The following is a 26,429-nucleotide window of genomic DNA, read 5'->3' on the forward strand; positions in this document are numbered from 1 at the left end:
AGATTCAAGAAGCTTCACTTATGAAGTTTGACCACGATTAACCATTCACAGTATCCGTTATAAGAGCACTATGGAAAAGACATACAACCCAACATCAATCGAACAAGCTCTGTATAAGACTTGGGAAGAGAAAGGCTACTTTAAGCCACACGGTGACACATCAAAAGAAGCGTACAGCATCATGATCCCGCCACCGAACGTCACTGGCAGCCTACACATGGGTCACGCGTTCCAAGATACGATCATGGATACGCTTATCCGTGCTCAACGTATGAAAGGCAAAAATACTCTTTGGCAAGTGGGTACTGACCACGCTGGTATCGCCACTCAAATGGTTGTTGAGCGTAAGATCGCCGCTGAAGAAGGCAAAACAAAACACGACTACGGCCGTGAAGCTTTCATCGACAAGATCTGGGAATGGAAAGGCGAATCAGGTGGCACGATCACTCAACAACTTCGTCGTCTTGGTGCTTCTGTAGATTGGGATCGTGAGCGATTCACTATGGATGACGGCCTATCGGCTGCGACTCAAGAAGTGTTTGTTCGTCTATACGAAGAAGACCTAATCTACCGTGGTAAGCGTCTAGTAAACTGGGATCCTAAACTGCACACGGCAATTTCTGATCTTGAAGTTGAAAATAAAGACAAAAAAGGTTTCATGTGGCACTTCCGCTACCCATTAGCGAACGGTGTTAAAACGGCTGATGGCAAAGACTACATCGTCGTTGCTACTACACGCCCTGAAACCATGCTTGGTGATACCGGCGTTGCGGTTAACCCAGAAGATCCTCGCTACAAAGATCTTATCGGTAAAGAAATCCTGCTTCCTATCGTAAATCGTCTTATCCCTATCGTAGGTGATGAGCACGCTGACATGGATAAAGGAACGGGTTGTGTGAAAATCACGCCAGCTCATGACTTTAACGATTACGAAGTGGGCAAGCGCCATAGCCTACCAATGATCAACATCCTAACGTTCAACGGTGATATCCGTGATGCGGCTGAAATCTTCACAACTAACGGTGAAGAGAGCGATGTGTATTCAACAGAGCTTCCTGCTAAATACCAAGGTATGGAGCGCTTTGCTGCTCGTCGTGCAACGGTTGCGGAATTTGAAGAGCTAGACCTACTTGAAGAAATTAAAGATCACGATCTAACCGTTCCTTACGGTGACCGTGGTGGCGTGGTTATCGAACCAATGCTGACTGACCAATGGTACGTGCGTACAGCGCCTCTTGCTGCTCCTGCTGTTAAAGCCGTTGAAGATGGTGAGATCCAATTCGTACCTAAGCAGTACGAAAATATGTACTTCGCGTGGATGCGTGACGTGCAAGATTGGTGTATCTCTCGTCAACTTTGGTGGGGTCACCGTATCCCAGCATGGTACGACAACGATGGTAAAGTTTACGTAGGTCGCACTGAAGAAGAAGTTCGTGAAAAGAACAACCTTTCACCGGTAATTGTTCTTAAGCAAGACAACGACGTTCTTGATACATGGTTCTCTTCTGCACTTTGGACGTTCGGCACACAAGGCTGGCCTGAAGAGACTGAAGCAATGAAAACATTCCACCCATCAGAAGTACTAGTATCTGGTTTTGATATTATCTTCTTCTGGGTTGCTCGTATGATCATGATGACTATGCACTTCGTGAAAGACGAAGATGGCAAAGCTCAAGTACCTTTCAAAACAGTTTACATGACGGGTCTTATCCGTGATGAAAACGGCGACAAGATGTCTAAGTCGAAAGGTAACGTACTTGACCCAATCGATATGATTGACGGCATCGGCCTTGAAGAGCTAGTAGAGAAGCGTTGTGGCAACATGATGCAACCTAAACTGGCTGCTAAGATCGAAAAAGCTACACGTAAAACTTTCGAAGATGGTATCGAACCATACGGTACTGATGCGTTACGTTTCACTCTTGCTGCTATGGCTTCAACTGGCCGTGACATCAACTGGGACATGAAGCGTCTTGAAGGTTACCGTAACTTCTGTAACAAGCTATGGAACGCAAGCCGTTACGTACTGATGAATACAGAAGAGCACGATTGTGGCATGTCACTGTCTGTTGAAGACCGTGCAAACATGGAATTCTCTCTAGCTGATAAGTGGATTGAATCTCAGTTTGAAGTTGCTGCGAAAGAGTTTAACGCTCACCTAGACAACTACCGTCTAGACATGGCGGCAAACACGCTTTACGAATTCATCTGGAACCAATTCTGTGACTGGTACCTAGAGCTAACTAAACCTGTTCTTTGGAAAGGGTCTGAAGCTCAACAACAAGCGACTCGTTACACGCTTATTACAGTTCTTGAGAAGACTCTACGTCTTGCTCACCCTGTTCTTCCTTACATCACTGAATCTATCTGGCAAAGCGTTAAGCCGCTAGTAGACGGCGTTGAAGGCCCTGATGCAGAAGAAAGAACTATCATGACTCAAGCGCTTCCTCAGTTTAATGAAGCTAACTTCAATGCTGAGATCGTTGACGACATCGAGTGGGTTAAAACTTTCATCACTGCTATCCGTAACCTACGTGCGGAATACGACATTGCCCCAAGCCAAGGCTTAGAAGTAATGATCAAAGTCGCTGATGAGAAAGATGCAGCTCGTATCGAAGCAAATAAGATCGTTCTTACTTCTCTAGCTAAACTAGACGATATTAAAGTTCTAGCAGACGGCGAAGCAACTCCAGCTTGTGCAACCAAACTGGTTGGCAAATCTGAGCTGATGATCCCAATGGCGGGTCTTATCGACAAAGATGCTGAGCTTGCTCGTCTAGATAAAGAAGTAGCGAAGACTCACGGTGAGATTAAGCGTATCGAAGGCAAGCTAGGTAACGAAGGTTTTGTTGCTAAAGCACCAGAAGCGGTTATCGCGAAAGAGCGTGAAAAGCTTGAAGGCTACCAAGAAACTCTTGTTAAGCTAGAAGAGCAAAAAGCGACTATCGCAGCTTTATAATCCATGCGATAGTTTTTAAGTAATAAAAAGGGCAGATAATAATCTGCCCTTTTTATTGTCTAAAATTCGGTGCTAATTGTTTGATTAATATAAATTACAATTAGATAACAATGAATTAAGAATTAACACTAACCTTTTTCACTAAACAGCTAATGTACGTCCCTCAATGATTCAATCCGTTCACCCAGTTCAGGATGAGAACTGAGCCATGTGGGTAGTTCAGCATGTCCATCAGAATCTTGTCCTAACAATTCAAACATCTCAATCATAGCTTGATTAGAACCATGCAGCTCGATCATCGAATAGGAAGCAAATGAATCCGCTTCTCGCTCTGCATCTTGTGATTGACCATTATTTGCAACAAACACACCAAGACCAGTAAGGTTATCAATGATCCCAGAGCTTTCACCAGTCAAAGCCGCTACAGTTACTGATAACAAACTTGATCGAACCAATACCTTCATTACATGCTGGTGCTGAACATGTCCTAATTCATGTAACAAGATACTGTCTAGTTGCTCTTCCGTTGTAGTCAATCTAACGAGATCATCTAATACGATGATTGTCCCAGCACTCAGCGCAAAAGCATTGGCGCCAAGCTCTGAAGAACGAAAAACCAACTGTACATCGCCTTCAATACTCATTTTTTGCAGCTGTCTTTCAAAGCGCTGTCGAATGTGGCGCTGTCGTTCTTCCGACAGAGTGGAGCTCTCAAAGAACTGTTCATCTAAAGACTCTAAAACCTGATTTTCAACCAGCCTAGGCACCGAATCAGGTAGATAAGTGACTATTTGATGAGTTAACCACGGGATCCCATGAGTGAACATAGAAATAGTAAGTAACATAAGAACAATACTACTAACTAAGATAGCCGTGATGTTCTTCTCTAATTTACCTAAGAAATTATGTTTACCTCTGTCTCTCAAATAGGTGTCCAATTCATCACTTGCCTCCGTGATAAATTGCCATCCATCGGGGAATTTGAGCTTTGTTGGAGCGGATCCAACACCTCGCATAATTTCAACACGTTCAAAATATGCAGAAACAATAGAACCATCCCCATCCACACTCAGGAGTAGTTTATCAGGGTGAGAGATATCTAAAATGGCCTCGCAGCGTTCAGAACTACGAGGCGGGTGTGCAACACCAGAGATCATTTAGCCAATACCAAGATCAACATTAAACGCTTGAGCTATTTCATCAGAAATAGCCGATTCCACATCAGACGGTTGGTCGTTTGCTACTAGTAAATCTAAGTTACCTTGAACATACGTATTCTCCGACAAGTAGTTCATCGTTCTTACCATCACCCATGGTCTAGCTAACCCGAGGGTAATCACTTGAAGTAAGAAGTTAGTCAATACTAAAAACATGTAGCTTTTTATCGTTAATGTCGAAGCAAAACTTAACGTTGAATCGGCCTCATTTTCTTTTCCTTCAAGCACTAATTTAGAGAAGGTATAATTTCTAATTTTTACTTGAATGTAAGCAGCAATCGCAATACTCATAACAATGAAAGCAAAGTAATAAGCAACCATCATAGAAGTCAAACTTCCGTTGTTAGCGATTTCGGATAACGACTCAGGGTTGTTGATCATGTTGAAGCCAACGGCACTGAAGAAAGCCAATACGGCAACAATAGAGACAACCAGCCATGCAATCATACTGGTTAAGTATACTTTGAAATAAAAGCCATCTTGGTAATCAGCTTTAAACTGACGATCGCCATAGCGATAACCATTAGAAAAATAATTGGCGATACCGGCAAGTAGCCAGGATTGTAAATAAACATAAGAAGGTATGGATATTAAAATGGCGATGCCACCAGCAATCATGTTCATTTGCATAGTAAATATTATTGCCATGATTGCCGTAAATACGCCGACACCCACAACAAGACCGCGCCCAAGAATTGCCCAGTAGGCTCCGGAAACAGTACCATGGAAAGAGAAGTGAACATTTCGAAAGCTTGTCATTGCAGAATCAAAACGAGCATTACTGCGAGATAACAATGGTAACAATGCAAAGAAAACCAGTAATAAAACCAATGCAACCTGAGGAGAAAATTGATTACTGACTCCCCAAGCGACTACACAAATCAACGCAATGATTCGCCCTTTCAATATTTGTATAGGCTTACCATGATATTCAAAGCTATCACTGCCAATAAATGTATTCCCATAAAAGTAACGTTTATTTCGAACTTTTGCCCAAGCCGAGTAAATACCCAATGTGATGACGGATAAAAGGATATTAACGATCCAAATACCAAAATATTCGTTACCCTTTCCCTTAAAATTCACCCTAGTTTCTAACTGTTTTGTTTCCATTTCTCTATTCCATTTGACGTTTTAAAAACAACCATGTACATCTGCGTGCACATCAACAACGTAAAAATATAGAAACACATCATTCTGATCAATTGATAATTAATATAAAAAGAGAGCGAACTATCAACATTAACCCTTTGATCTCTAATTTATTCCCCCCTTCCTACAATAACCCCATTGACATAGTTGCGATTCGCAATTAAATTATAGTTGTACATCGCAACCATATTAAGAGGCAACATGACTTCAGCACAGCTTAGAGAATTATCACGTCAGCTCGTTCGACAGCTTGGAATGCTCGACAAAGATTGTGGTGATATTGCCCTACCTCCGATTCAAGCTCATACACTAATCGAACTAGAACAGCAGCCATTAACCGTGAACCAATTAGCGGATAAGCTCAATATTGATAAGTCCAACGCCAGTAGAGCAGTCAACAATCTAGCGAAGAACTCGTTAATTCAAACCTCGCCACACCCCAACGATAAGCGCAGTGTTGTTGCTTCAGTAACAGAGCAAGGGATAAACACTCTTGCCCAACTTCACAGTCAACAGAATCAATTTTATGACTCGGTACTTGAGCGTTTAACGGAAGCGGAAACTCAACAAGTTTCGGGGGGAATGGAGCATTTCCTTAAAGCACTACAACAAAGCTACGCTTCTAGTGATGTGGTGGTTCGTCCCCTACAGCCGCAGGACAACACCGTAGTGGCCAATGTGATTCGCCAAGTATCTTATGAGAATGGGCTAACTGAAGATAAAGGTTATGGTGTGGCAGATCCCACCTTAGAAGACATGTTCAGCGTTTATAACAATGAAAGATCTCAGTATTGGGTAATTGAACTTGATGGAAAGGTTGTCGGTGGTGGCGGATTTGCACCATTAGCAGGTATGCCAGAGGTCTGTGAACTGCAAAAGATGTACTTCTTACCAGAAACAAGAGGCAAAGGCTTAGCGAAGAAGCTGGTTAATATGTCGATGGAGAAAGCTAAGGAACTGGGTTATCAACATATGTATCTAGAAACGACCGAATGCCTTAATGCCGCCATTAAACTTTACGAAAAATTGGGCTTTGAACACCTTGATTCAGCTTGGGGAGAAACAGGCCATGACGCTTGTGAGGTTGTCATGGCCAAAACGCTATAATGTGTTTTGAAATAGGGTTGGCGTCGGCAGTTCATCAGATGACAAGCAAGTGAGCGAATTGATTCCTTACGTAACGGGCTAATTAAATAACCGCTAACTACGCAAAAAATTACTGACGCAAGAAGCTGGATTCAAGGCGACAAAAGAGCTCTCTTCCTGGCCATCAAGTACCACTTCTAACGAGTATAAATGTTTAGGGTTAGGATTCTCAATATCAAAAATGATCGGCGCCTCAACCTGGAAAACAACACCCGTATGTTCTGCTCGCACATCTATCGGCATCACCAATGTCATACCATTAAACTTGATTGATGCCGATATTAGCCCCGGCTTTAGCGTTTGATAGATAACATCCACTTTGAACTCACAACCACCACCGTAATGCCAGATCTGCTCTGTCACAACTTGCTCAAGCTTGACGTGACGAACGAACTGCAGATATGGCGCTTGCCAGATTCCGATACGAGAATCCGATTTAGCGACAGCCGATGAAGAGACTGACTCACCCATATCCTCTTCAAGCAATAAGCTCTCCTCTTCTTCAAGGAAAAGAATCTCAAAACGGTTGCGACCAGACTGCATGTAAGGTCGAATATCTTTACGATATTCGACTTGGCTACCATCACAATCAAACACAGCCACACCATTGAGTCGAACTTCCGCAAAGTAATCAACACCTGCCATTACTAACTCAACAAACGGGCACGCCAACATCGCATCATCCACTTCGATGTCATGCATCAGGTGCCACTCTTGCTCTGCGATTTCACTTTCACTCAAGCTATCAGGAAGCTTTGAACTTAACGGAGCCGGAAAAGTAATGTCATCTTGTGGAATAGAGAGGTCCGTCAGTGGCGATATTTGCCAAAGACCATCGAGAGGTAATCGCATAGCATTCCTTGAGCTAGATCAATTTTTACCGCATTATAATGAATGAATGCATATAAAGACATTTATTTTTCTGAGGATAAAAAAATGCCAGCTCAAGGCTGGCATTCTTTAAAACTGGGAAGAAATTACTCTTCGTCTTCATCATCTTCGTCTGGGTAGATAGCATCTTCACCTTCGTAGTAAGTGCCCCAACCGTCGTAGATAATGTCAAACTTCTCTGCAAGATTTACAAGCTTCTCAACTTGCTCATCAATCGCTTCTGCGTTCAGAGTACACTGCATCGTTGCATCACAACAAAGTAGCTTGTTGCCATCTTCGTCTTCTGTCTCTTCAGCTTCAAGCACTTCAAAGCCCATTTTGAATGCTTCAACAACGGCTTTCTCAAGTACTGCGAAATCTTCAGCAAAAAGGTGATGCTCGATATCGTATAGAGCTTCAGGATCGCTACCATCTTCGATTAGTGCTTCAATGATGTCGCGAGTCTCTCCTTTTTGAAATTCAATTAATTCCGCTACTGATAGATATTCATCTTCGTGAGACATGTGTCTGCTCCAGAGTGTTGACTATGAAAAGATCAAATTTGATTGCCACGAAATATGGCATGGATCGCCTAAAAAAGCCACCTAGATCAGGTATAGAAGAGTAAGTTTATCGCTAGATAACAGAGGGGATATCAATTAAAAAGTGAAATCAAAATCACAGAAACAAATTTTCAACATATCATTAACTAACGTGTGTTTTAGCATTTCATTTTTATTGTTACTTTTCGCCTTACTTCTCTAAAACTGAGTGGTTAGTCATATCAAATGCATACTGACGATCACTTCATTGGTGCATAAGAACTCATTTTAGAATCGATAATTGCATAAATTTTGAATGAAAAATCATGTTCACCAAGCAAAATGGATTATCGAGTTACTGAAATTTGAGCATAGAACCGCAAAAAGTTTGTTCTAGCATTGAGTCTTTCAATTGGATTTTAATATTACTAATTTTCAATTAATTAGCATTAAAAACCAACAATTGAGAAATAACACAACCTTTACACAATTTTCAAAACTTGCATATTACGAACAAGCTTGTCATAAATAGACGCTGGATTAATAGTAAGGATGCAAAATGAGTAAGCTGTACGTTGGCTCCGAAGTCGGTCAATTAAGACGAGTTCTCCTAAATCGACCTGAAAGGGCACTCACCCACCTCACCCCTTCTAACTGTCATGAGTTACTCTTTGATGATGTACTTGCAGTAGAAGCCGCAGGTGAAGAACACGATGCCTTTGCGACGACACTTCGTAACCAAGACGTTGAAGTGTTATTACTGCATGACCTACTGGTTGAGACACTCGCTGTGGCTCAAGCTCGTGAGTGGCTGCTTAATACTCAAATCTCAGACTTCCGTTACGGCCCTACATTCGCACGTGATTTAAGAGAGTACCTTGCTCAAATGAACAATGAGCACTTGGCTACGATCCTACTTGGTGGTTTAGCCTACTCTGAGCTTCCTATTAAATCTTCTTCAATGCTACCGAAGATGCACCGCCCACTTGATTTCGTTATTGAGCCGCTACCTAACCATCTATTTACCCGTGACACTTCTTGCTGGGTTTATGGAGGCGTCTCTCTCAACCCTATGATGATGCCTGCTCGCCAACGAGAAACGAATCACTTGCGAGCGATATACCGCTGGCACCCTGTATTCGCCGGCCAAGATTTCATTAAGTATTTCGGTGATGAAGATCTTCACTATGACAATGCGAATATTGAAGGTGGAGATGTTCTGGTTATCGGTAAAGGTGCCGTGCTTATCGGTATTTCAGAGCGTACTAAGCCACAAGGTGTTGAAAACCTAGCCGCTAGTTTATTCAAATCCGGTCAAGCAACCGAAGTGATTGCGATTGATTTACCAAAGCACCGCTCTTGTATGCATCTTGATACAGTAATGACGCACATGGATATCGACACATTCTCAGTCTATCCAGAGATCGTTCGTAAAGACCTAGATACTTGGCGCTTAACGCCGAAAGAAAATGGCGAAATGCGAGTAGAGAAAGCTGAAAACTACCTAACAGCGATTGAAGGCGCACTGGACCTCGATCAACTGAAGATCATCACAACCGGTGGTGATAACTACGAAGCTGAACGTGAACAGTGGAATGACGCTAACAACGTACTGACGGTGAAACCGGGTACGGTTATCGGTTATGAGCGTAATGTTTACACCAATGAGAAATACGACAAAGCAGGTATCGAAGTTCTGACAATTCCGGGCAATGAGCTAGGTCGTGGCCGAGGTGGCGCTCGCTGTATGAGTTGTCCTATCGAAAGAGACGGTATCTAAGCCACAAAACTCGATAAAGCGAACACGCTAACTTATCTAGGCCAGTACCATTGTACTGGCCTTTTTTATCAAATTAATAAAATAAATATTCACAAATATAGCATTTTTATGTTTAACTGAGTTCTTCATTGATTCTATATACGCAAGGAGCGAGAGATGGCCTTTAATCTTCGCAATCGTAACTTTCTAAAACTTCTCGACTTTACTCCTAAAGAGATTCAGTTTTTACTCGACCTATCTGCCGACCTTAAAAAAGCTAAGTATGCAGGTACAGAGCAGAAAAAGCTTAACGGTAAAAACATCGCTTTGATCTTTGAAAAAGCATCCACTCGAACTCGATGTGCCTTTGAGGTAGCTGCTTTTGATCAAGGGGCTCAAGTCTCTTATTTAGGCCCTTCTGGTTCTCAGATTGGTCAGAAAGAATCAATGAAAGATACGGCGCGTGTATTAGGTCGCATGTACGATGGCATTGAATACCGAGGGTTTGGCCAAAGCATTGTCGAAGACTTAGGCGCTTATGCCGGTGTACCGGTTTGGAATGGCTTAACCGATGAGTTCCACCCTACTCAGATCTTGGCTGATTTCCTCACTATGCTTGAGCATGGTCGCGGTAAATATCTGCATCAAATCAGTTTTGCTTACCTAGGCGATGCACGTAACAACATGGGTAATTCTCTGCTAGTAGGTGCAGCAAAAATGGGCATGGATATTCGCCTTGTCGCGCCTAAAGCGTTCTGGCCAGAAGAGCACCTTGTCGAAGAGTGCCAAGCTATTGCACAAACTACAGGTGCAAAAATCACACTAACAGAAGACGTTGCCGAAGGCGTGAAAGGCTGTGATTTCCTTTACACCGATGTTTGGGTTTCTATGGGTGAAGCACCAGAAGCTTGGGACGAACGTGTGGCTGTAATGACACCTTACCAAGTGAATATGGATGTCATAAAGCTTACTGGTAACCCTCAAGTGAAGTTCATGCATTGCCTACCTGCTTTCCACAACAATGAAACCATAATCGGCCAACAAGTCGCAGACAAATATGGAATGAACGGTTTGGAAGTAACAGATGAAGTCTTTGAGTCTGATTACTCAATTGTATTTGATGAAGCAGAGAATCGCATGCATACCATCAAAGCGGTAATGGTTGCGACTCTGGGCCAATAGCGAATACTGAAAGTAAACAAAAGCTTGATGTAATCGCTTGCGCTCACAAATTGAAAGCGTATAATTCTCGGCAATTTGTCTGAGAGTAGTGAAAATGACGCCAAGCAATGTTGTGATAAAACATAATGATATTGTGAAAACACATAATAAAATTGTGAAAACACCAAATATTGCTCGCAAGCTATCATGCTTGCCAGGCCGTCTATTCTGCTTTTCAGCATTTTTTTAAAGCCTCCCATTATGGGGGGCTTTTTTATGGCCAATACATTATTGTGGGGAAGAAGATCATGGCGAATTCGCTCTATCAAAAGCACATCATCTCAATTCCAGAGCTTTCTCGTGAAGAGCTAGAATTAATTGTTCAAACGGCAGGTCAGCTAAAGGCTGAACCAAACCCAGAACTCATCAAGAACAAAGTTGTTGCCAGCTGCTTCTTCGAACCTTCAACGCGAACTCGTCTCTCTTTTGAAACGGCTATTCAACGCATCGGTGGTGATGTGATTGGTTTCGACAGTGGTGGTAACACTTCACTGGCGAAGAAAGGCGAAACGCTAGCGGACTCGGTACAGGTTATCTCTTCATACGTTGATGCTTACGTAATGCGTCATCCTCAAGAAGGTGCTGCGCGTCTGGCTTCTGAGTTTTCTAACGGTGTACCGGTTATTAACGCAGGTGACGGCGCAAACCAACACCCTACACAAACGCTATTAGACCTATTCTCTATCGCTGAGACACAAGGCCGCCTAGACAACCTCAACGTTGCATTCGTTGGTGACCTTAAGTACGGCCGTACGGTTCACTCGTTGACTCAAGCGCTAGCGAAGTTCGATAACATCTGTTTCTACTTCGTGGCACCTGAAGCACTGGCGATGCCAGACTACATTTGCGAAGAACTTGATGAGGCGGGTATCAAGTATCAACTGCTGACAGACATGGAAGATGTCATTCCAGAGCTTGATGTCTTGTACATGACTCGAGTTCAAAAAGAGCGCTTCGATGAATCGGAATACGCGCACATCAAATCAGCGTACATCCTGACGGCTCCAATGCTGGAAAATGCACGTGATAACCTAAAGGTTCTTCACCCTCTTCCTCGTGTTGATGAAATTACTGTCGATGTCGATAAAACACCTTACGCTTACTACTTCCAGCAAGCAGAGAACGGTGTTTACGCACGCGAAGCACTGCTAGCCCTTGTTCTTAACGAAACGCTGTAGAGGAGAGATATCATGTCTAAAGAGACTCAATTAAAAGTTGAAGCAATCAAGAACGGAACGGTTATCGACCATATCCCAGCCAACATCGGGATCAAGGTACTCAAACTGTTCGACATGCATAACTCAAATCAGCGCGTAACGATTGGCCTAAACCTGCCATCTTCTGCTCTAGGCGGCAAAGACTTACTCAAGATAGAGAATGTTTTTATCACGGAAGAACAGGCGAGCAAGTTAGCACTTTACGCACCTCACGCAACGGTAAACCAAATCGAAGATTACGAAGTGGTTAAGAAGCTACCACTAGAACTTCCTGAGCAAATCAACGATGTGTTTGAGTGTCCAAACACCAACTGTATTACTCACAATGAGCCCGTAGAAAGCAGCTTTAAGATCTTTGAAAAGAAAGAAGATATTCGATTGAAGTGTAAGTACTGCGAAAAAGTATTCTCTCGTGAGATCGTGACAGAAAGATAACGTCATACGGCAGCGCCGATCGAACGCAAAAACTATTCAATACCTCGCCTATGCGGGGTATTTTGCGCTTTACCTATCCTGAGTTTGAAGGCACACTAAAAATTGCTTTTTATCCAATAACTGACGGAATAACCAATGACTAAAGTACTTCACACAGAATCTGCTCCAGCTGCAATCGGCCCATACGTACAAGGTGTTGACCTTGGCAATATGGTTCTGACTTCTGGTCAAATCCCAGTAAACCCAGCAACTGGTGAAGTATCTGCTGATATCGCAGAGCAAGCTCGCCAATCTCTAGACAACGTTCAAGCGGTTGTTGAAGCTTCTGGCCTGACTGTAAAAGACATCGTAAAACTAACGGTATTCGTTAAAGACCTAAACGACTTCGGCACAGTAAACGAAGTTTACGGTAAGTTCTTTGATGAGCACGGTGTTGCAAACTACCCTGCACGTTCATGTGTTGAGGTAGCTCGTCTACCAAAAGATGTAGGTATCGAGATCGAAGCTATTGCGGTTCGCAAATAGGTTTTTATCTATAGAATAAACGGTTTCTAGTAAACAAGTTGGCATAACGCTGAACGTTTATCAGATACAAAAAAGGTTGCCCAATTGGCAACCTTTTTTATTGTTCATCGTTTCGCTTAGATGATTACTTCTTATTAAGCTCAACCACTTCTTTGTCTAACTCTTCAAGCTTCGCAGCCATCTGCTCACGAGCTAGGTTAGCCAGTTGACGAACATTAGACTTATCGTAATCTTCAGTGCTGATTGGTGGCAGCATTTCAACAATCACATGACCATTGTTCCAACGGTTCAGCTTCACGCCACCTGTTGAGCTGCACACGATAGGAATAATAGGTAAGCCAGCGCCAATCGCAGCATGGAAAGCACCCGTTTTAAATGGCAACAAACCACGGCCACGAGAACGAGTCCCCTCAGGGAACATCCATACTGAAACATCACTCTCTTTTAGACTAGTAACCACTTGATCGATCGTACCTACCGCTTTGCTGCGGTTAGCTCGGTCAATTAGGATATTCCCCGTCAACCAGTACAACTGCCCAAAAAGAGGCATCCACGCTAGGCTTTTCTTACCAACAGTCACGACTTTAGGTGTTACCGCTGATGAAATCGTAAATAGATCCCAGCTGTTTTGGTGGTTTGCAACATAAACATGCTGGCCACGAGAGTAAGCATCTTCCGGGATGCGAAGCTCTAACTTCATGCCAAAGATTTTCGACATGCGACCGAAATAACGGCCAAAGGTAAATACGTGTTTCGGGTTACGTGGGCTTAATAGACAATAGCCACAACCAAACACAAACATAAGAATCGCAAATATCGCCACTGCGAAAATACGTAATATTGCTATCATTTTGCTCCTCACAACCGCCAAGGTGATTCATCTATTCACACAAAATGGCAATAGATTCACTTGCGGTAAATACAACTATAAAAAAGCCGAAACCAAGGTTCCGACTTTTATGTTTTCATCTTACTGATTCATGAATCCACTAACCTAAGTTAGTTCGACTCACTAAATCGTGTAATGTTTGCGCCTAAAGCTGACAATTTATCTTCAATCTTATCGTAGCCACGATCGATGTGATAAATACGGTCAACAATGGTTTCACCTTGAGCAATACAGCCTGCAATAACAAGACTCGCAGATGCGCGAAGATCCGTTGCCATTACTTGAGCGCCGCTTAACTTCTCAGTTTCACCACAGATAGCCGTGTTGCCTTCGATTTCCGCTTTTGCACCCATTCGCTGTAACTCAGGAATGTGCATAAAGCGGTTTTCAAAGATAGTCTCAGTGATAACACCACTGCCCTTCGCCATCATGTTGAGCAGAGTAAACTGTGCTTGCATGTCGGTTGGGAAACCTGGGTGAGGTGCTGTTACGATTTTCACCGCTTTCAGCTCACGATCTGTCATATCAAGGCTGATCCAGTCTTCGCCCGTTTCAACCTTCGCACCCGCTTCTTCAAGCTTCGCTAATGCAGCTTCAAGAAGATGAGCGTTGGTGTTGCGACAAACCACTTTACCGCCAGAAACAGCAGCAGCAACAAGGAACGTACCCGTTTCGATACGGTCAGCAACCACAGAGTGATGACCACCACCAAGACGCTCAACGCCTTCGATAGTAATCGTGTCTGTACCTGCGCCAGTAATCTTAGCACCTAGTTTGTTTAAGAAATCAGCCGTATCAACAATCTCAGGCTCACGCGCTGAGTTATCTAATACAGTTGTACCTTCCGCTAGCGTTGCTGCACACATGATAGTAATGGTGGCACCCACACTTACTTTATCCATCACGATGTGCGCGCCTTTCAAACGGCCGTCAACACTTGCTTTTACATAACCATCTTCCAACTTAATGGTCGCACCTAGTTGCTCTAGGCCATGGATATGTAAATCAACAGGTCGAGCGCCAATTGCACAACCACCAGGAAGTGACACTTGGCCTTCACCAAAACGAGCGACTAGAGGACCTAAAGCCCAAATAGAAGCACGCATTGTTTTTACTAAATCGTAAGGCGCACAAAATTCATTAATTTCGCTGCCATCAACATGAACACTACCGTTACGTGATACTTTTGCGCCTAAACGCTTAAGCAATTCCATCGTAGTATCGATGTCACGTAGGTGAGGAACATTACTCACTTCAACCGGCTCTTCAGCAAGGATTGATGCGAATAAAATAGGTAGCGCTGCATTTTTTGCGCCTGAGATCGTCACTTCACCGCTTAACGGCTTATCCGATCCAATAACTCGAAACTTTTCCATCATAAACCTTAAAGTGACATCAGTTTCTTATCACGTTCCCACTCTTCTGGCGTGAAAGCCTTAATAGAAAGAGCATGGATGTCATTGCGTTGAATGTATTCCATTAGTGGGCCGTAGATTAGTTGCTGCTTCTTAACTCGATTCATGCCGTCAAAACATGCATCAACCGCAACAACTTCGTAATGACTGCCTTCACCCTTCACGAAAATCTCCTGAAGGTTCAGTGCCGCTGCTAATAATTCTTGTACTTTTGTGCTGTCCACAAATAGCTCCTGCCTAATTTTTTATGTGTTCTGCCATCATTGGCTGGATATTGCTCAATTGGAACAACGTTCGTAATTGTTCTGGCACGAAACTGAGCATTATATGACAGTTTTGATTTTTTGCATGCTCTAATAAGTGAATTAGCATCACCATTCCTGCTGAATCGACTCGATTTATATGGCTAAGGTCAATTTCAACGCTCGATTCCGTCGTTTGCCACTTTTCCAATATACGCCAGATTGCAGGGACACTGTCTCGGTCTATGTCACCGAGCAGCTGATACTCTTTAGAGCTTAGTGCTTGCCATTGAGAGTGGCTCATTATTTATTACTCTCAAAACGAATCGGTTGTGCTGCAAGTTTCTCTAATTCATCGGCAACTTGTAAAATGCCTTCTTGACGAATTTTAGTATTCCACTCTGATTGCTTGCTCGATAACAGGCTAATACCTTCAGCAACCATATCAAACGCCTTCCACTCGCCTGACTTCTTGTCTTTGCGTAGCTTAAATTCAAGCTTAATGTTTGGTCGCGGCGTATCTATGATACTAACCTTAATACTGGTAATACGGCTATCTGCTTTGATTTTTGGTTCTGGACCAAATTCAATCGTCTGATCCGAGTACTGAGTCAGTACTTGAGCGTAAGAAGAAACGAGGTATTTACGGAACGCATCGATAAATACACGTACGTCTTTTCTGTCCGCCCCTTTTAGGTTAGGTCCTAACAACTTAAGTGCCGCATATTGCGCGTTCACATAAGGCATCAATTCATCTTCCACAATGACCTTCAATAACTCAGGATCTTGCTGGATATTCTCTTGCTCACTCTTCAAACGATCAAATGCCACTTCAGCAACTTGCGTCATCATCTGATAAGGCTGAGTGCGATCAATCGATTCGGCAGCAAAAACCTGAGCAGAAACAAGTGAAGCCATTGCTACCATAAACATTGATTTCAAGTAACCGATAGCTTTTAAATGACTAATATCTTTTAAATGACTAATAGTTTTCAACATCATCTTATTCCTTAGCTTCGCTGTCATCAGAGCCACCAACGCTATACAGCACTTGACCAATCAAATCTTCTAGTACCAATGCTGACTTGGTGTCTTCAATAGAATCACCATCAACCAACATCTCTTCATCATCAAAAATGAAGCCAGGAACCAGACTGATGTACTGCTCACCGATTAAGCCAGACGTTAAGATTTGAGCACTAGAGGTATCTGGAAATTGTGAGTACTTCGCATCAATAGATAATTCAACGACAGGAAGGTAACTCTCGGTACCAAGCTCAATACTTTTAACTCGACCGACAACGACGCCACCCACCTTCACTGGAGAGCGAACTTTTAGGCTACCAATGTTGTCAAAGGTCGCTTTTAGATTGTAAGTATGGTTCGAACCTAAGCCTTTTACGTCAGCGACTTGAAAGATCATGATTAAGATTGCGCAAATTCCGACAATAGCAAAGGTGCCGACCCATAATTCTAATTTTCGAGTTTGTTGCATGATTAATTCCCAAACATCAATGCGGTAAGAACAAAATCTAGCCCTAATACCGCTAGAGAAGAGTGCACTACAGTGCGTGTGGTTGCCTGACTAATACCTTCTGAGGTCGGTACCGCATCATAACCATTAAAAAGTGCGATCCAAGTTACTGTGATAGCAAAGACCATACATTTGATCGTGCTGTTACCAATATCTCGACCTAGCTCAACGGAAGACTGCATCGCAGACCAGAAACTGCCGTGGTCAATGCCCTTCCAATCGACACCAACTAACTGAGCCCCCCAAATCCCGACCGCCATAAAGATCATAGCGAGCAGTGGCATTGAGATAAGCCCGGCCCAAAGGCGTGGCGCAATAATGCGTTTGAGAGGATCGACGGCCATCATTTCAAGGCTAGAGATCTGTTCGGTTGCTTTCATTAAGCCGATCTCAGCCGTTAATGCTGAACCTGCGCGGCCTGCAAACAATAACGCAGTCACCACTGGGCCCAACTCACGTAACAGTGAAAGCGCGACCATTTGACCAAGGTTACCTTCAGCACCGTAGTCGATTAACACGACATAGCCCTGCAGGCTGAGCACCATGCCAATAAACAAACCCGAAACTAAAATGATAGCCAATGACTGAACACCAACGCTATAAAGTTGTTTAACGAATAAAGGGAAATTCTTTAGTCTCGGGATGCCAAACAAAGCCCCAGATAACATCAGGCTTGCTCGACCAAATGACTCACAGATCGCAAGTGTTCGCTTACCGACACCCGCAATAGCTTTAACAATCATATTAAAACAAATCCTCTTTTAAGCTCTTCGCAGGAAATCTAAACGGCACAGGGCCATCCGCGTCACCTTGCAAAAATTGCTGCACTCTCGGATCGCTGTTGTTGTACAACTCATCAGGCGCACCAGCAGCAATGATTTTTCCATCAGCCATCAGATAAACCCAATCGGCAATACTCATCACCTCAGGCACATCGTGAGAAACGACAATAGAGGTTAAGCCCAAAGCTTGATTGAGATTACGGATCAGCTCAACCAAGACGCCCATAGTTATCGGGTCTTGGCCAACAAATGGTTCATCGTACATGATGAGTTCAGGATCCAATGCGATCGCACGAGCCAACGCAGCACGTCTCGCCATCCCACCAGACAATTCACTCGGCATCAATTGCGCAGCACCTCGTAACCCTACCGCTTCAAGCTTTAGTAATACGATGGTACGAATGAATTTTTCATTAAGTTCAGTGTGCTCTCGCAGCGGAAACGCCACATTATCAAAGACATTAAGATCAGTAAAAAGTGCACCCGATTGGAAAAGCATGCTCATTTTCTTGCGGGCTTGATATAGCTTACGACGTGATAATGCAGGGATATTGTCGCCATCAAACCAAATTTCGCCCTCATCTGGCGGTAATTGTCCGCCAATCAAACGCAGCAAGGTCGTTTTACCGATCCCTGACGGGCCCATAATTGCGGTTATTTTGCCTTGAGGCACCTCTAAACTGATGTCATCAAAGATAACGCGCTCACCGCGTGAGAAGCTGAGGTTCTTAACTTTCACAAGCTCAGTGTTCAACATATTTTTGTTGTTTCCTTGCTTTAAAATACGCCAATTATGGCTGCAATAATAATGAGTCTACTTTAGAATTAAAAGCACTGTTCAATTAATTCATATTAAACAGGAATCTATACAGGGATTTGAAAGCATTAGAAAATTATCTATTGAGCTCTCTTTCTTGCCTGCTAACTGGTAATTAATTTGCCGAGTGACTTCCCTTTTATCTAGCAACAGGTCAAAATTAGCGGTTAATTCTCCGTTTTTTATTAATTTTTTAGGAATCATCATGCTTGAAGCGATTGCGTTTCTTATTATCGGTCTAGGTTTTTTGGTGTGGAGTGCAGATAAGCTGGTTTACGGCGCCGCTGCTCTTGCTCGCAACTTTGGTATCTCACCATTAGTTATCGGTATGACGATTCTAGCAATGGGGTCTTCGGCTCCTGAAATGATGGTTTCAGCAACAGCTGCTCTTGATGGAAAAACAGATACGGCTGTAGGTAACGTTCTCGGTTCAAACATCGCCAACATCGCACTGATTTTGGGTATTACAGCGCTTATCAAACCGCTATCAATTAGCTCTGGTGTGATTCGCCGTGAACTACCATTGATGATTGGTGTCACTCTACTAGCGGGCGCTTTGCTGTGGGACAACCATTTAGGGTTCTACGAAGGCGTATTATTGTTTGTTCTTTTTGCCGCATTCTTATTCGCGATGCTGCAAATCAGCCGCAGTGAGAAAAAGAACGGCGATGCCTTCCTTGAAGAACAAGAATCTGAAGTTCCTGAAGGCGTGAGCAACCCTAAAGCCGCAATGTGGGTGGTAGTTGGTCTGATTATTCTGCCTCTAGCTGCCAACATGTTGGTTGATAACGCGGTTGTTATCGCGAAATTCTTTGGCATGAGCGACCTTGTTATTGGTTTAACCATTATTGCCGTTGGTACAAGCCTGCCTGAGCTAGCAGCATCACTTGCTGGCGTAATGAAGGGTGAGGATGATATGGCAGTGGGTAATATCATTGGCTCGAACGTATTCAACATCCTTGCTGTTATGGGTATCCCTGGCATCCTCAACCCTTCAGTCTTGAGCGAGTTTGCGATGGGTCGTGATTTCTGGGTAATGCTAGGTGTATCGCTACTTCTTGTTGTAATGGCACTAGGTAAATCACGTAGTGTGAATCGTATTGAAGGCGGTGTGTTAATAGTGACATTCGTGGCCTACCAAGCTTACCTACTTATGAACATGTCAGCTTAATTATTGATTTAACTTCCCGTACTTGGAGTATTTAATGTCTCAGTCATTCGATTATCGCAGTGTTGCAAAGCAAGTTTTGGAAACCGAAGTTGCAGGTCTTACTCAATTGGACCAATATTTTAATGATGACTTTTGCAAAGCTTGCGACCTTATCCTGAACAACAAAGGAAAAGTGGTTGTGATGGGCATGGGAAAATCTGGCCACATCGGCAAAAAAATAGCAGCAACACTAGCAAGTACTGGGACATCCGCTTTCTTCGTACACCCCGGGGAGGCTGCGCACGGTGACTTAGGAATGATCGGGGCTGGCGATGTTGTGATAGCAATATCCAACTCTGGCGAATCAGGTGAAATCCTAAGCTTATTCCCGGTATTGAAGCGTTTGAACATCAAGATTATCAGCATGACAGGTAAGCCAGCATCAAACATGGCGACTTTGTCTGATATTCATTTACAAATATCAGTACCAGAAGAAGCGTGTCCATTAGGGCTTGCGCCAACAACCAGTACAACGGCTACCTTGGTGATGGGTGATGCATTAGCCGTCGCACTTTTACAAGCCAGAGGCTTTACTGCGCAAGATTTTGCTTTGTCCCACCCTGGCGGCGCTTTGGGTCGACAACTATTATTGAAGCTTGAAGATATCATGCATACGGGCGATGCACTCCCAGTGGTAGCACCGGAAGCATTGGTACGAGATGCTCTTTTGGAGATATCTCAAAAAGGCTTGGGGATGACGGCAGTCGTGAGTGAAGACGGTCTAATGGCCGGTATTTTTACTGATGGTGATTTGCGCCGTATCCTAGACAAGCGCATCGATATTCATGACACGCAGATCGGCGACGTGATGACGCTAAATCCGACGGTAGCAGAACCAAACATGCTCGCGGTTGAGGGTTTGAACTTGATGCAAGCTAAGAGCATCAATGGCCTAATGCTGTGCCATGAAGGCAAACTAGTCGGAGCGTTAAACATGCATGACTTACTGAAAGCAGGAGTAATGTAATGACACAGACAGTCGAAACTCTATACGGCACGGTAGATTCAGAAGTGTTTGCCGTAGCAAAAGAGATCAAATTGCTTATTTGCGATGTCGATGGCGTATTCTCAGACGGTCGCATCTACATGGGCAACAACGGTGAAGAACTGAAAACCTTCCACACTCGTGATGGCTATGGCATTAAGTCACTGATGAACGCCGGTATCGAAATTGCAATCATCACTGGCCGTAAATCTCAAATTGTTGAGAATCGAATGACCGCTCTCGGTATTAAGCTTATTTACCAAGGTCAGGATGATAAAGTTAAGGCATACCAAGATATTTGCGATAAACTTTCAGTGAATCCTGAAAATACGGGCTACATCGGAGACGATCTGATCGACTGGCCTGTGATGGAAAAAGTTGGCTTGAAAGTATGTGTTGCAGATGGTCATCCACTACTTGCAAAGCGTGCAAATTACGTGACCACCATTAATGGTGGTCACGGTGCGGTACGTGAAGTTTGCGACCTTATTTTACAAGCAAGAAATGAACTCGACGTGCATAAAGGTTTAAGCATATGAGTTTTACTCGTATTATCTATTTAATACTCATATTTATTGCCTCTTGGTCGACCTATTACTTGTACGACAAAGAGCAAACATCAACGATACAAGTGGCTCCAAATTTGGAGCTGCCCGCGTTTAGTGGCAAAAGTCTAAACAACATTAGCTATGACGAAAGCGGTATTCGTAGCTATCAGGTTGAATCGACGTATTTAGAGCACTACTCAGTGGTTGGCGATACGCACTTTCAAAACCCGGTTCTTTCGGTATTCCGAGAAGGGCACACGATTGAATGGCAAGTCACCGCTGATCGCGCGATTATGGATGAGAATCAAGTTGTCACGTTTTATGACAACGTCGTGGCAAAGAACCTGTTGCCAGAAGCTAGCTTCGATACAATGACCACAGATAAAATGGTTGTTGAGCTGCCTAGCCGAGATTTTTATTCAGAGACTCCGGTCCATATGATCGGTACATTTTTTGAAACTGAGGGACAAGCAATGAAAGGTAACTTCGGTACCAACAATGCAACCCTCTTTAATTCTGTTCAAGGTAGATATGAAACTCTTACACCTTAGTTTATTCGCTTTGACCCTTGCGGCGCCTAATGTCTATGCCCTTTCTTCGGATAGCGAGCAACCTGTCTACATTGACTCAGACAGCCAGCAATTGGATATGAAAAGTAACCAAGTGACTTTCCTTGGTGATGTAAACCTTAAGCAAGGCAGCATCAATATCAATGCCGATAAGGTTATTGTTACCCGCAACGCCGTAAACGGTGAGATTGAAGAAATTCAAGGCTTCGGTAAGCCAGCGACCTTCTCTCAACTGACTGACGACGGGAAGACACTCTACGGTGAAGCTGACGACTTACATTACCAGCTTGTTGCCGACAAATTGATCATGACTAAGAATGCAATGCTATCTCAAGATGGCAGCATCATTCGTGGCTCTAAGATCACCTACCAGATCGGCTCTCAAAAATTAGTCGCCGACAGTGGTGAAAACAAACGAGTGTCAACGGTTTTACAACCAACGGAAGTGAATAAGTAACGATGGCTGTTCTTAAAGCAAAAAACCTAGCGAAAACCTACAGCAAGCGCAAAGTTGTTACCGATGTAAGCTTGCAGGTAGAGTCAGGCCAGATCGTCGGTCTGCTTGGACCTAACGGTGCAGGTAAAACCACATCTTTCTATATGATTGTTGGTCTGGTTGCGCGTGATGAAGGTACCATCAGCATTGATGACCGAGACATCAGTATCTTGCCAATGCACAGTCGTTCTCGTCTTGGTATCGGTTACCTACCGCAAGAAGCATCGATTTTCCGTAAGTTGTCTGTTGAGAACAACATCATGGCCGTTTTACAAACCCGTGATGAAATGACTAACGAACAGCGCCAAGATAAGCTGGAAGACCTTCTAGAAGAGTTCCACATCCAACATATCCGCACCAGTAATGGTATGGCTCTGTCAGGTGGTGAGCGTCGTCGTGTGGAGATTGCTCGAGCTCTAGCAGCAAACCCGCAATTCATTCTGCTGGATGAACCGTTTGCCGGTGTTGACCCGATCTCAGTTATCGATATCAAGAAAATCATTGTTCACCTACGTGATCGCGGATTGGGCGTTTTGATTACCGATCACAACGTTCGTGAAACATTAGATGTGTGTGAAAAAGCTTACATCGTAAGCCAAGGACACCTGATCGCTGAGGGTACTCCTGAAGATGTTCTCAATAACGAACAAGTTAAACAAGTTTATCTAGGCGAACAATTCCGTCTATGATTATATAGAGAGTATCGAGAGTTCTAAGAATAATAACTAGGTAAGTCACACTGAATGAAACCCTCATTACAACTTAAGCTAGGCCAACAGTTAGCAATGACTCCTCAATTGCAGCAAGCGATTCGTTTGTTGCAACTGTCTACTTTAGATTTGCAGCAAGAGATTCAAGAAGCACTTGAATCTAATCCACTACTCGATGTCGAAGAAGGCAATGAAGATACGCCTACATCGGAAGAGAAACCTAGCAGTGACGAGAAAGAAACAGTTGAAGCCACAGAGCAAGATTTACCTGATAGCTCAGATTTAATCGAAAAATCAGAAATTGGCAACGAACTAGAGATCGACACAACTTGGGAAGATGTCTACAGCGCAAACACAGGTAACACTGGTATTGCGATTGATGACGACATGCCTGTTTATCAAGGCGAAACGACTCAAAGCCTACACGACTACCTACTTTGGCAACTCGACCTAACACCATTCTCTGAAACTGACCGAAGCATTGCTTTCGCGCTGATTGATGCCATTGATGACTATGGCTACCTCACCGTATCTTGTGAAGATATCCTTGAAAACTTCGATAGCGAAGAAGTAGAGCTTGATGAGATTGAAGCCGTCCGCAAACGAGTTCAGCAGTTTGACCCGCTGGGTGTCGGTTCAGTGAACCTACAAGATTGCTTGTTACTGCAACTGGCAACCTTTCCCCAGGATACCCCTTGGCTTAACGAAGCTAAGTTAGTACTTACTAGCCACATCGACCAACTCGGTAACCGCGATTACAAATTAGTCATCAAAGAAACCAAGCTAAAAGAAGCGGAACTACGTGAGGTTCTGCAACTGATTCAGCAACTGGATCCTCGACCTGGCAGTAAGATTACACCGGACGAAACTGAATATGTAGTTCCAGACGTAACGGTGTTCAAAGATCTTGGAAAGTGGTTAGTCACCATTAACCCTGATAGTGTCCCTAAGCTGAAAGTAAATCAGCAATATGCCGCTCTTGGTAGCAAGGGCAGCAGTGCAGACAACCAATTCATTCGCTCAAATTTGCAAGAAGCAAAATGGCTAATCAAAAGCTTAGAAAGCCGAAATGAGACGCTACTCAAAGTTGCGCGATGCATTGTTGAACATCAGCGTGATTTCTTCGAACATGGCGAAGAAGCGATGAAGCCAATGGTTCTGAATGATGTTGCGTTAGCCGTTGATATGCACGAATCCACGATCTCTCGTGTGACGACTCAAAAATTCATGCACACGCCACGTGGCATCTTCGAACTCAAATACTTTTTCTCAAGCCATGTCAGCACTGACAATGGCGGTGAATGTTCATCTACAGCAATTCGCGCACTGATTAAGAAGCTTGTCGCAGCGGAAAATACCGCGAAGCCTCTAAGTGATAGTAAGATTGCTGCTTTACTGGCTGACCAAGGAATTCAGGTAGCTAGACGTACCATAGCGAAATACCGTGAGTCTCTGGGCATTGCCCCATCGAGTCAGCGTAAACGCCTGCTATAAGCTAATTTAGTTAGCTATTTAGTTAACTATTAATTTGGTTATAACCTGGCAACCAACTGAAAAGGAAAGTCTATGCAAATCAATATTCAAGGCCATCACGTTGATCTTACCGATTCAATGCAAGACTATGTTCGCACTAAATTCGACAAACTTGAGCGCTTCTTTGATCATATCAATAGCGTTCAGGTTGTTTTAAAAGTTGAGAAAATCAATCAAATCGCGGAAGCTACCCTGCATATAAATCAGGGGGAAATCCATGCGACAGCAACTGATGAAAGCATGTATGCCGCAATTGATTCATTGGTTGATAAACTCGTCCGCCAACTCAACAAGCACAAAGAAAAGCTAAGTAGTCACTAACATGCAATTAAGCGAAGTACTTTCATTGGACTGCACCAAAAGTGCAGTCCAATGCACAAGCAAAAAAAGAGCCCTTGAGCTCATCAGTCAGATCGCTGCAGAAAGCTGTGGTCAAGATTCAACAGAACTGTTTGAGTGCATGTTGAGCCGTGAAAAAATGGGCAGTACTGGTATTGGTAATGGCATCGCTATTCCTCATGCTCGTATGAATGTCAGTGATAAAGCGATAGCTGTATTACTGCAATGCCAAGACCCAATCGAATTTGATGCGATTGATAATCGTCCTGTCGACCTACTATTTGCCCTGCTTGTTCCAAGTGAACAGTGCAAGGAGCATCTAAAAACCCTTTCATGTATGGCAGAACGACTTAACGACAAGCAGACTCTTAAACAGTTGCGTAATGCTCAAAGCGATCAAGAGCTTTACGACATCATGATCCAAGTGCCAACTTGCGAGCAATAACATGCGATTAATCGTTGTGAGTGGCCAATCTGGGGCCGGTAAAAGTGTTGCGTTACGAGTCCTTGAAGACTTGGGGTATTACTGTGTGGATAATCTTCCAGTAAACCTGCTAAGCGACTTCGTCGAATCGGTACGCGAGATCAATCAAAACGTCGCTGTTAGCATTGATATTCGCAACCTACCGAAAGAACCGCAGTTAGTTACAGAGACACTAGAACAACTAGAAGCCGCCACTGATATTGATGTGAACGTTTTGTTCCTAGACGCAAGTAAGCAAACGCTACTCAAACGCTACAGCGAAACACGCAGAATCCACCCTTTATCGATCGGCCAAGAAAAGTTATCTCTTGAGCAAGCGATTGATTTAGAAAAGACACTCCTAACACCTCTCGCAGAACAAGCCAGCATTGTGATTGACAGCAGTGACTGCAACCTCTACGAATTGAGCGAAAAGGTTCGATTTAAAGTTGAAGGCAAAGAGAAGCAAGAGCTGATCATTGTCTTTCAATCTTTCGGTTTCAAATACGGACTACCAAGTGATGCTGACTATGTGTTTGATGTTCGCTTTTTGCCAAACCCTCACTGGGAACCAGCACTACGACCATTAACGGGTCTTGACGCACCCATTCACTCTTTTCTTGAAAAACACTCAGAAGTTCTTGAACTCAAGCAGCAAATTCAAGGCTTTGTTGAGCAGTGGTTGCCAATGTTAGAGAAGAATAATCGCAGTTATCTAACGGTCGCGATTGGTTGTACTGGCGGTAAACACCGCTCGGTTTACCTAACTCAGAAAATTGGTGAATACTTCGAACAACTTGGCCATCAAGTTCAAATCAGACACGCCTCCCTAGAGAAGCACCAACAGGGCTAAC

29 protein-coding genes are annotated in these 26,429 nt (G+C 43.6%); 17 read left to right on the forward strand and 12 right to left on the reverse strand.

What is annotated here, in order from left to right; all coding sequences use genetic code 11:
- Positions 1-70: 70 nt before the first annotated feature.
- On the forward strand, positions 71-2,959 hold the full coding sequence (locus AC3CIA_RS13835) for a valine--tRNA ligase (protein ID WP_488518245.1): 2,889 nt from the start codon (positions 71-73) through the stop codon (positions 2,957-2,959).
- Between the two features lie 149 nt (positions 2,960-3,108).
- On the opposite strand, the gene AC3CIA_RS13840 is transcribed toward AC3CIA_RS13835, so the two are convergent.
- Together AC3CIA_RS13840 and AC3CIA_RS13845 are read right to left on the reverse strand one after the other, a co-directional pair.
- Positions 3,109-4,116 carry a M48 family metallopeptidase gene (locus AC3CIA_RS13840; RefSeq protein WP_488518246.1) on the reverse strand — a complete coding sequence of 336 codons (1,008 nt, stop codon included), beginning with the start codon at positions 4,114-4,116 and terminating at the stop codon, positions 3,109-3,111.
- Positions 4,117-5,289, reverse strand: a complete 1,173-nt coding sequence (locus AC3CIA_RS13845) for a YjgN family protein (protein WP_488518247.1) — start codon at positions 5,287-5,289, stop codon at positions 4,117-4,119.
- A 240-nt stretch (positions 5,290-5,529) separates the two neighbouring features.
- Here AC3CIA_RS13845 and AC3CIA_RS13850 point away from each other — a divergent pair, with 240 nt between their 5' ends.
- Positions 5,530-6,435, forward strand: a complete 906-nt coding sequence (locus tag AC3CIA_RS13850; RefSeq protein ID WP_488518248.1) for a bifunctional helix-turn-helix transcriptional regulator/GNAT family N-acetyltransferase — start codon at positions 5,530-5,532, stop codon at positions 6,433-6,435.
- Between the two features lie 93 nt (positions 6,436-6,528).
- Here AC3CIA_RS13850 and AC3CIA_RS13855 read toward each other — a convergent pair whose 3' ends face one another.
- Both AC3CIA_RS13855 and rraB read right to left on the reverse strand, forming a co-directional pair.
- Entirely contained in the window at positions 6,529-7,326 is a 798-nt protein-coding gene (locus AC3CIA_RS13855; RefSeq protein ID WP_114634035.1) for a glycosyl hydrolase 2 galactose-binding domain-containing protein, read from the reverse strand.
- Between the two features lie 125 nt (positions 7,327-7,451).
- On the reverse strand, positions 7,452-7,868 hold the full coding sequence (gene rraB / locus AC3CIA_RS13860) for a ribonuclease E inhibitor RraB (protein WP_004735324.1): 417 nt from the start codon (positions 7,866-7,868) through the stop codon (positions 7,452-7,454).
- A gap of 577 nt (positions 7,869-8,445) precedes the next feature.
- Between rraB and arcA the strand changes: the two genes are divergently transcribed.
- From arcA to AC3CIA_RS13885, 5 genes are all read left to right on the forward strand, one after another.
- Positions 8,446-9,666: an arginine deiminase gene (gene arcA, locus AC3CIA_RS13865; protein ID WP_488518249.1), complete on the forward strand. Its 1,221-nt coding sequence runs from the start codon at positions 8,446-8,448 to the stop codon at positions 9,664-9,666.
- A gap of 156 nt (positions 9,667-9,822) precedes the next feature.
- A complete protein-coding gene (locus AC3CIA_RS13870; protein WP_488518250.1) occupies positions 9,823-10,827 on the forward strand; it encodes an ornithine carbamoyltransferase in 1,005 nt (334 codons plus the stop codon).
- Positions 10,828-11,114: 287 nt separating this feature from the next.
- Positions 11,115-12,044, forward strand: a complete 930-nt coding sequence (pyrB, locus tag AC3CIA_RS13875; RefSeq protein ID WP_004735321.1) for an aspartate carbamoyltransferase — start codon at positions 11,115-11,117, stop codon at positions 12,042-12,044.
- Positions 12,045-12,056: 12 nt separating this feature from the next.
- Positions 12,057-12,518 carry an aspartate carbamoyltransferase regulatory subunit gene (gene pyrI / locus AC3CIA_RS13880; RefSeq protein ID WP_004735320.1) on the forward strand — a complete coding sequence of 154 codons (462 nt, stop codon included), beginning with the start codon at positions 12,057-12,059 and terminating at the stop codon, positions 12,516-12,518.
- Positions 12,519-12,653: 135 nt separating this feature from the next.
- Positions 12,654-13,043 carry a RidA family protein gene (locus AC3CIA_RS13885; protein WP_004735319.1) on the forward strand — a complete coding sequence of 130 codons (390 nt, stop codon included), beginning with the start codon at positions 12,654-12,656 and terminating at the stop codon, positions 13,041-13,043.
- A gap of 124 nt (positions 13,044-13,167) precedes the next feature.
- On the opposite strand, the gene AC3CIA_RS13890 is transcribed toward AC3CIA_RS13885, so the two are convergent.
- The 8 genes from AC3CIA_RS13890 to mlaF form a co-directional block, all read right to left on the reverse strand.
- A complete protein-coding gene (locus AC3CIA_RS13890) occupies positions 13,168-13,893 on the reverse strand; it encodes a 1-acylglycerol-3-phosphate O-acyltransferase (protein ID WP_004735318.1) in 726 nt (241 codons plus the stop codon).
- 149 nt (positions 13,894-14,042) lie between these two features.
- Positions 14,043-15,308, reverse strand: a complete 1,266-nt coding sequence (murA, locus tag AC3CIA_RS13895; RefSeq protein WP_065207449.1) for a UDP-N-acetylglucosamine 1-carboxyvinyltransferase — start codon at positions 15,306-15,308, stop codon at positions 14,043-14,045.
- A gap of 8 nt (positions 15,309-15,316) precedes the next feature.
- A complete protein-coding gene (ibaG, locus tag AC3CIA_RS13900; RefSeq protein ID WP_004735316.1) occupies positions 15,317-15,571 on the reverse strand; it encodes a BolA family iron metabolism protein IbaG in 255 nt (84 codons plus the stop codon).
- A gap of 13 nt (positions 15,572-15,584) precedes the next feature.
- Positions 15,585-15,893 carry an STAS domain-containing protein gene (locus tag AC3CIA_RS13905; RefSeq protein WP_004735315.1) on the reverse strand — a complete coding sequence of 103 codons (309 nt, stop codon included), beginning with the start codon at positions 15,891-15,893 and terminating at the stop codon, positions 15,585-15,587.
- Entirely contained in the window at positions 15,893-16,522 is a 630-nt protein-coding gene (locus AC3CIA_RS13910; RefSeq protein WP_488518902.1) for an ABC transporter substrate-binding protein, read from the reverse strand. The genes AC3CIA_RS13905 and AC3CIA_RS13910 overlap by 1 nt, the downstream gene beginning before the upstream one ends.
- A 70-nt stretch (positions 16,523-16,592) precedes the next feature.
- The gene (gene mlaD, locus AC3CIA_RS13915; protein WP_488518251.1) at positions 16,593-17,084 is read right to left on the reverse strand and encodes an outer membrane lipid asymmetry maintenance protein MlaD; all 492 of its coding nucleotides are present in this window, start codon (positions 17,082-17,084) and stop codon (positions 16,593-16,595) included.
- A 2-nt stretch (positions 17,085-17,086) separates the two neighbouring features.
- Positions 17,087-17,866 carry a lipid asymmetry maintenance ABC transporter permease subunit MlaE gene (gene mlaE, locus AC3CIA_RS13920; RefSeq protein WP_054548284.1) on the reverse strand — a complete coding sequence of 260 codons (780 nt, stop codon included), beginning with the start codon at positions 17,864-17,866 and terminating at the stop codon, positions 17,087-17,089.
- 1 nt (position 17,867) lies between these two features.
- Positions 17,868-18,662, reverse strand: coding sequence for a phospholipid ABC transporter ATP-binding protein MlaF (mlaF, locus tag AC3CIA_RS13925; protein WP_004735311.1), 795 nt, complete (start codon positions 18,660-18,662; stop codon positions 17,868-17,870).
- 265 nt (positions 18,663-18,927) lie between these two features.
- Between mlaF and AC3CIA_RS13930 the strand changes: the two genes are divergently transcribed.
- The 10 genes from AC3CIA_RS13930 (at position 18,928) to rapZ (ending at position 26,428) form a co-directional block, all read left to right on the forward strand.
- On the forward strand, positions 18,928-19,893 hold the full coding sequence (locus AC3CIA_RS13930; protein WP_004735309.1) for a calcium/sodium antiporter: 966 nt from the start codon (positions 18,928-18,930) through the stop codon (positions 19,891-19,893).
- A gap of 34 nt (positions 19,894-19,927) precedes the next feature.
- Positions 19,928-20,899, forward strand: coding sequence for a KpsF/GutQ family sugar-phosphate isomerase (locus AC3CIA_RS13935; RefSeq protein WP_054548283.1), 972 nt, complete (start codon positions 19,928-19,930; stop codon positions 20,897-20,899).
- Positions 20,899-21,456: a 3-deoxy-manno-octulosonate-8-phosphatase KdsC gene (gene kdsC, locus AC3CIA_RS13940; RefSeq protein WP_004735307.1), complete on the forward strand. Its 558-nt coding sequence runs from the start codon at positions 20,899-20,901 to the stop codon at positions 21,454-21,456. The genes AC3CIA_RS13935 and kdsC overlap by 1 nt, the downstream gene beginning before the upstream one ends.
- Positions 21,453-22,016: an LPS export ABC transporter periplasmic protein LptC gene (gene lptC, locus AC3CIA_RS13945; RefSeq protein WP_004735306.1), complete on the forward strand. Its 564-nt coding sequence runs from the start codon at positions 21,453-21,455 to the stop codon at positions 22,014-22,016. The genes kdsC and lptC overlap by 4 nt, the downstream gene beginning before the upstream one ends.
- Entirely contained in the window at positions 21,997-22,491 is a 495-nt protein-coding gene (lptA, locus tag AC3CIA_RS13950) for a lipopolysaccharide transport periplasmic protein LptA (protein ID WP_004735305.1), read from the forward strand. Before lptC ends, lptA begins: the two co-directional genes overlap by 20 nt.
- 2 nt (positions 22,492-22,493) lie before the next feature.
- The gene (lptB, locus tag AC3CIA_RS13955) at positions 22,494-23,219 is read left to right on the forward strand and encodes an LPS export ABC transporter ATP-binding protein (protein ID WP_004735304.1); all 726 of its coding nucleotides are present in this window, start codon (positions 22,494-22,496) and stop codon (positions 23,217-23,219) included.
- Positions 23,220-23,273: 54 nt separating this feature from the next.
- The gene (locus AC3CIA_RS13960) at positions 23,274-24,734 is read left to right on the forward strand and encodes an RNA polymerase factor sigma-54 (RefSeq protein WP_004735303.1); all 1,461 of its coding nucleotides are present in this window, start codon (positions 23,274-23,276) and stop codon (positions 24,732-24,734) included.
- A gap of 72 nt (positions 24,735-24,806) precedes the next feature.
- Positions 24,807-25,094 (forward strand): ribosome hibernation promoting factor, encoded by a 288-nt coding sequence (gene hpf / locus AC3CIA_RS13965; RefSeq protein ID WP_004735302.1) that lies wholly within the window; start codon positions 24,807-24,809, stop codon positions 25,092-25,094.
- Between the two features lies 1 nt (position 25,095).
- Entirely contained in the window at positions 25,096-25,557 is a 462-nt protein-coding gene (gene ptsN / locus AC3CIA_RS13970) for a PTS IIA-like nitrogen regulatory protein PtsN (RefSeq protein ID WP_004738707.1), read from the forward strand.
- Between the two features lies 1 nt (position 25,558).
- Positions 25,559-26,428: an RNase adapter RapZ gene (gene rapZ / locus AC3CIA_RS13975; RefSeq protein WP_004735300.1), complete on the forward strand. Its 870-nt coding sequence runs from the start codon at positions 25,559-25,561 to the stop codon at positions 26,426-26,428.
- The last annotated feature ends 1 nt before the right edge of the window (position 26,429 follow it).

It is taken from the genome of Vibrio sp. QJM3NY_27 (assembly GCF_057785955.1).